Here is a 5,930-nt window from a genome sequence, read left to right as displayed (position 1 = left end):
GACGGCATCCCCGCCCCCACCCACCCCGACGTCCACACCGGGCCGCCGGCGGCGCGGGCACGGCAGGCCGACCCCGAGGCGCACCTCGCCACCCGGCTGCCCCCGCGCCGGGCCGCCTATCTGATCAGGACCTCGGGGTCCACCGGGCGGCCCAAGGGGGTCGTCGTGGAACACCGGTCGCTGGCGGCGTTGGCCGGCCACCACCGCACGGCCCTGGGCGCCGGCGAACCCGCCCGGCGCCACCGCGTCGCGCACACCGCGCCGGTGAGCTTCGACGCCGCGCTCGACCCGGTGCTGCTCATGATGCTCGGGCACGAGCTCGTCATGGTCGACGACGCCACCCGCCGGGATCCCGAACGACTGGTCGACCTCCTCCGCGACCGGCGGTGCGACGTGCTGCCCACCACCCCCTCCTACTTCCGGCAACTGCTGGCGGCCGGGGTGCTCGACGGCCCCGACCCGCCGCTGGCGCTGGTCCTGCTCGGCGGGGAACCGGTCGACCAGGCGTTGTGGACCCGGCTGCGCACCGCCCCCGGGGTGCGGGCGTGGAACCTGTACGGCCCCTCCGAGTGCACCGTCGACCCGGTGGTGGCCGACGTCTCCGGCGGTGCCCTGGTCACCCTGGGGCGCGCTGTTCCCGGATCTCGCGGCTACGTGCTGGACGGGCGGCTGCGCCGGCTCGGCCCTGGTTCCACCGGTGAGTTGTACCTCGCCGGGGCCTGCCTGGCCCGCGGGTACCACGCGCGTGCGGGGCTGACCGCCGAACGGTTCGTCGCGGACCCGTGGGGGGCGCCGGGTGACCGGATGTACCGGACGGGAGACCTGGTGTCCTGGTCCCCTTCCGGGGTGTTGTCCTTCCTCGGCCGGGCCGACGACCAGGTCAAGGTCCGTGGGGCGAGGGTGGAACTCGGTGCCGTCGAACGAACGCTGCTGCGGCACCCCTCGGTGCGGGAGGCGGGCGCCACGACCCGGCGCGACGCGCAGGGCGACATCGCGCTGGTGGCCTTCGTCGTCCTCGACCCGCCCGCCGGGTCGGGGACCGGGGTCGCGGGGCAGCCGCGCACGCCGCCCACGACGGCCGAGTTGCGGACCTGGCTCGCCAGGACCCTCCCCGAACACCACGTGCCGTCCCGCCTCGTCCCGCTGCCCGCCCTGCCCACCACCAGCCGGGGAAAACTCGACCGCCGCGCCCTCGCCGAGCTCGACCTGGCACGGGAGGAACCCCGGAGCGAGCCCACCACCGAACGGGAGGCGGTGCTGTGCGGCCTGTTCGCCGATGCGTTGTCCCTGCCCGCTGTCGGAGTGCACGACGACTTCTTCCTCCTCGGAGGGCACTCGCTCCTCGCGAACCGGTTGCTGCGGAACATCCGGCGGCGGCTCGGTGTCCGCTGCTCGATGCGCGCGGTGTTCGACACCCCGACCGTGGCCGGACTGCTCGCGCGGCCCGAGTTCCAGGACGCGAGGTGACCACGCCGTGACCGACGACCACGCCCATCCCGCCCCCGACCCGATCCGCCCGACTTCGCCGCCCGCCGACCAGGACGGCGCTGGTGCTCCGCCGACACCCCCGACCCTGCGGGCCTGCCTCGACCTCCTTCCCCCCGGGGCACCGCTGGTGGACGGCCGCTCCGTGGAGGAGGTCCGGTCCGGCGCCGACCGGGCCGCGCGGCTGTTCACGGCCGCCGAGGTGCGGGGGAGGGTGACGGGCCTGCGCATCGCCAACGGCGCCCCGTGGCTGGTGGCGTTGCTGGGGTTGCTGGAGGCCGGCGCGGCGCCGTTGCTCGTCGCGGCCGACACCCCCGTCCCGGAACTGGAACGCGCCCTGCGGCGCGCCGGTGGCGACCGGTGGGTGCGGGCGGTGGACACCGCCGGCCGCCCGGAACTGGAGGCGACGACCTCCCCCACCGCGCCGGCCGGGACGGGCGCGCCGCCGGTGCCGGCCGGAACACCCCCGCCGGTGCTGATCACCACCTCCGGGTCGACAGGAAGCCCCAAGAGCGTCGCCCGCACCCAGCGGTCCCTGCTGGTCGAGGGCGCGCACTACCGGGACCGGTTCGGGGTGCGTCGCGGTGACGTCCTCCTGCTCCCGCTGCCACTCCCGCACGCCTACGCCCTGAGCTGGCTGGCCTGCGGGCTCCTCGTCGGAACCGACGTCCGGTTGCCCGCTCCGACGGCGCTGCGCGCGGTGGACTCCGTGTTGCGGACCGAGGCCACGGTGGCCGCCCTGGTTCCCTCGGTGGCCCGGCTGCTCCTCACCAGAGCCGCCGGCCGTCCCGCTCCGGACGCCGCGCCACTCCGCGTCGCCGCCCTGGGAGCCGGAGCGGTGGACGGCCCGCTGGCCCGCGACTTCCCCGCCGCCTACGGCGTCGGGCTGTCCCGGGTCTACGGCTCGACCGAGACGGGGGTGATCGCCACCGCGTCCCCCGACGTGCCCCCGCTGACCGTGGGCCTGCCCGTGCCGGGAACGGCGACCCGGGTGCTCGACCACACCGGCGAACCCGTACCCCCCGGGGCGGAGGGCACCCTGTCGGTGCGGATGGACCACCTCGACGGGTGGGTGGACACCGGGGACGTGGTCGTCCAGGACGAACACGGCGCCCTGACCGTGCTGGGGCGCCGGTCCACGGCGATCCGACGCGGGGACCGCTGGGTGTCACCCACCGAGGTCGAGGCCGTGCTGCGGGAACACCCCGGAGTGGGGGAAGCCCGGGTCACCGGGTTGCGGATCGGTGCGGCCGGGGACAACGCGGTGCTCGCCGAGGTCGAGACGACCGGCCCGGTCCCCGCCGACCCGGCGGAGCTGATGCGTTTCACCCGGGCCCGGCTCGCTCCCTACAAGCTGCCCAGCGAGATCCGCCCCGTGCTCAGCTTGCCCCGGGGGCCGTCCGGGAAGGTCCTGGCCCGGCCCCGGTACCGGCCGGCGGAGCCGGCGGCGCTGCTCGCCGCGGCCAGCGCGCAGCGCGTCTCCGACGTGGTGTTCGCGCTCGCGCGGTCCGGTGTCCTCGCCGCGCTCGACGGCACCCGGGACGCGGTGGAGGTCGCCGCCGACACCGGCCTGCCACCCGGGCAGGTGGAGGCGCTGCTCGCCACGGCGGCCGAACTCGGCCTGGTGCTCCGGGGGCCGGCGGAAGGCGGGCGGGCCGTGCCACCGGGGTCCACCGACGCGGTGTGGGCGGCGATCGACGAGGAACAGCGCCGCCGCGCCGATCCCGACCTCCCCGCGTCGGTCGCCGCGCCACCCGGTGCGGGCACGCCACTGGTCCGCGGCGCGCGGCGGATCCTCGCGTTGCGCCGCGTCGTCCTGCTCGGCAGCGTGCGGGACCGGGTCCGGCGGGCACTGGCCGCCGCCGCACCGGCCCCCGGCTGCCGGGTGCTGGAGGTCAGCGCCGACGGACCGCACTGCCTCACCACCCTCCTCGCGCGCGACCCGCACGCGGAAGGTGTGCTGCTGGACCTGGCGGCCGCCGATCCCGTCTCGGTCCCGGACCGGATCACCGTCGTCCACGAGCTCCCCCCACCGCGCACCCCGGAGCGGTGCGCGGACGAGGACCTGCGGGAACCCGCCGAGGGGAGCGGGGTCGTGGCGGGCCCGGCGGCGCGGGCCGCGCGGTTCGACCTCTGCGTCGTCCGGGACGTCGTGCACCACCCCGGACCGGGGGCCGAGGTGGCAGCGTTGCTCGGGGCGCTGCGCCCGGGCGGGACGCTGCTGGTCGACGACCTGTTCACGGAGGACCTGGACGGCGACGGCGGGGCGGCGGCGGACCGCGTCTCCAGCGGCGAGACGCTGTGGACCGGCGCCCACGACCTCGCGGCGGGCCTGCGCCGGCTGGGGGCGGTCGACGTGCGGGTCGGCGCGGACCACGGCAACCCGGGGCAGGTCGTCGCCCGTGCCCCCACCACCCCCACCGGACCTGAGGAAGGACGGCCCGCGTGAACCACGACCACGACCACCTCGAGAACACCCTGCGGGATGTCCTGGTGTCCACCCTGGAGCTCGGCGTGCCACGCGACACCGTGCCCGCGCGGGGGCTGCTCGACACCCTCGGCCTGGACTCGGTGTCCTGCGTCCGGTTCCTGCTGGCCGTGGAACGCGAGTTCGACATCGAGATCGGCGACGAGGACCTCACCCCCCAACTGGTCGACGACCTCGCCGTCCTGGCCGACTACGTGCGGGCCCGGACGTCGACGGCCAACACCGGCTGACCCCTCCCGGCGCCGCCGCCGCTCTCGGAGGACGTCGGCACGGGGGCGGTGTCCGGTCGGCCTCCCCTGGGGTGCGCGCCCGCCGCGCGAATGCGCACGGCGCCGGCCACGCCGGGATGCCCGGGAGGGAAGCGGCCCCTCCCGAGGAGGCCGCGAGGCACCCGTCGCCCAGCACACGGTCAGCAGCACCCGGTGGCACCTGCCCGAGGGGGACTCGACGGACTCGTCCCCGCGACCGGGCCGGGGCAGGGGCTCCCGCCCGTGGACGCGGCCAGGCCCCCTCGCGCCGTCGCCGCACCGGGACGGGCGTTCAGGGCACGCCGAGGTACCCGCGGTTCCCGGCGTGGTCCTCACCGGACGGGCGCACCGGGCGGGCGGTGGGACAGCTGGGCGAGGTGGTGGGAGGTCGCGAAGGCGATCCACGCCTGCGCGGTACCCACCGAGATCCGAGGATCGGTCCGGCACCGGTGGAGGCACCGGTCGCCCCAGGAGAAGCCCGGTCCCGCGTAGTCCCGGTGCCCGACCACGTCCTCGGCGACCTCCCGGAAGTAGCGGGCCGAGGCCCCGCTCGGGACCACGCGTCCTGTCCTGCCCGGCACCCGGCGGGCGACGGTCAGCCGGTGCCGGAGCAGCGTGTAGTGCAGGTAAGGGTTCGGTGGAGCCTGCGGGGACGGCTTGGACAGGGAGGGTGCGGGGTGGACGGCGCCGTAGTCGCCGTACCGCAACGGGAATCCGAGCTCGGGGTGGACCTGCTCCCACAGGTCCACCTCGGCCAGGGGGCGGACCACCCGGTCGTGCCCGCTCCGCTGCCGTGGTGTCGACCCGGCCAACAACGTCATCGAGCCCAGCGGGACCTCCCCCGCTACCCACCGCCCCAGCGAGACCACGCTCCGGACCCGCCAGGGTTCCACCCGCTCCACGAAACCCTCGTCGAGGACGAGGTGCAGCCCACCGGTGGGCAACCCGAGGCTGGTGCTGAGAGCGCGCAGCCGGGCCACCAGCCACGCCGGGTCGTGCTGGGAGGCGGAGCGGCAGCGCACCGCCACCGGCCGCGCCTGGTGCTCCAGCAGGTTCCGAACGTGCCGCCGCTCGCGGTCGTCGGCCGTCGCCGCCACGACGGGGAGGAGGAGAGGGGCGTCGGGCCTGATCAGCCCCAGCGCGTCCTCGATGCGCCGTTCGAGTTCGCCGAGCGGGTCGCCGAACCGGGCGAGGGCGCTGTCCGGCCCCAGGTGGGTGGGGTCGATCCACAACGGACGGCCGTCCCACGCCGCCCGCTTGGCCGCGTCGACGAGCCCCGCCACCTGCCCGTCGTCCCGGCTGAGCTCCACCAGGATGTCGACCGGCCTTCCGGTCGTCGGTGTTTCCCGCAGTGCCCGAAGCTCCGCCTTCCTGCATTTCACCGCGAGCACCGCGCCCGCTCCGGCCGTCACGAGGGGACGGCGGTGTCGCACCCACCGGGCGGTGCGGCCACGCCCGAGCACGGTGGCGGATCCTGGGAGTGACGACGCCGTTCACCCACGCCCGCGTCCTCTCCCGGCCCTCCCGGCACGGGCCGCGATCGTCAGCTCTGGTCCCTGCCCTGGCTTCCAGGTTCCCAGGTGGACGCCTCGACCTCGATCGGCCGAACGGGTGCGCCGGGGCATGACATGGCATCGGTGGACGCTGGTCGCCGGGCGCGGGGGCTACCCGGCCGGGTCGGTCGCGGCCCCGGCATCGGCGGCCGCCTC

Annotated in this window: 4 protein-coding genes; 3 read left to right on the top strand and 1 reads right to left on the bottom strand. The window is 76.4% G+C overall.

Annotated elements, in window-relative coordinates; genetic code table 11:
- From ACTIDRAF_RS28485 to ACTIDRAF_RS0212040, 3 genes are all read left to right on the top strand, one after another.
- Positions 1-1,467: non-ribosomal peptide synthetase (locus ACTIDRAF_RS28485; RefSeq protein ID WP_157162997.1), on the top strand; the 1,467-nt coding region annotated here is incomplete at its 5' end.
- Positions 1,468-1,474: 7 nt separating this feature from the next.
- Positions 1,475-3,934, top strand: a complete 2,460-nt coding sequence (locus ACTIDRAF_RS31950) for an ANL family adenylate-forming protein (protein WP_016698995.1) — start codon at positions 1,475-1,477, stop codon at positions 3,932-3,934.
- Positions 3,931-4,203, top strand: coding sequence for a phosphopantetheine-binding protein (locus ACTIDRAF_RS0212040; RefSeq protein ID WP_016698994.1), 273 nt, complete (start codon positions 3,931-3,933; stop codon positions 4,201-4,203). Before ACTIDRAF_RS31950 ends, ACTIDRAF_RS0212040 begins: the two co-directional genes overlap by 4 nt.
- A gap of 350 nt (positions 4,204-4,553) precedes the next feature.
- Here ACTIDRAF_RS0212040 and ACTIDRAF_RS0212035 read toward each other — a convergent pair whose 3' ends face one another.
- Positions 4,554-5,603 (bottom strand): beta family protein, encoded by a 1,050-nt coding sequence (locus ACTIDRAF_RS0212035; RefSeq protein ID WP_211215327.1) that lies wholly within the window; start codon positions 5,601-5,603, stop codon positions 4,554-4,556.
- Between the last annotated feature and the right edge of the window lie 327 nt (positions 5,604-5,930).

The sequence above is a fragment of the Actinoalloteichus spitiensis RMV-1378 genome (assembly GCF_000239155.1).
Classification (GTDB): domain Bacteria; phylum Actinomycetota; class Actinomycetes; order Mycobacteriales; family Pseudonocardiaceae; genus Actinoalloteichus_B; species Actinoalloteichus_B spitiensis.
The sequence above is the reverse complement of the archived record's forward strand: the minus strand, read 5'-3'. Positions and strand labels throughout refer to the sequence as shown.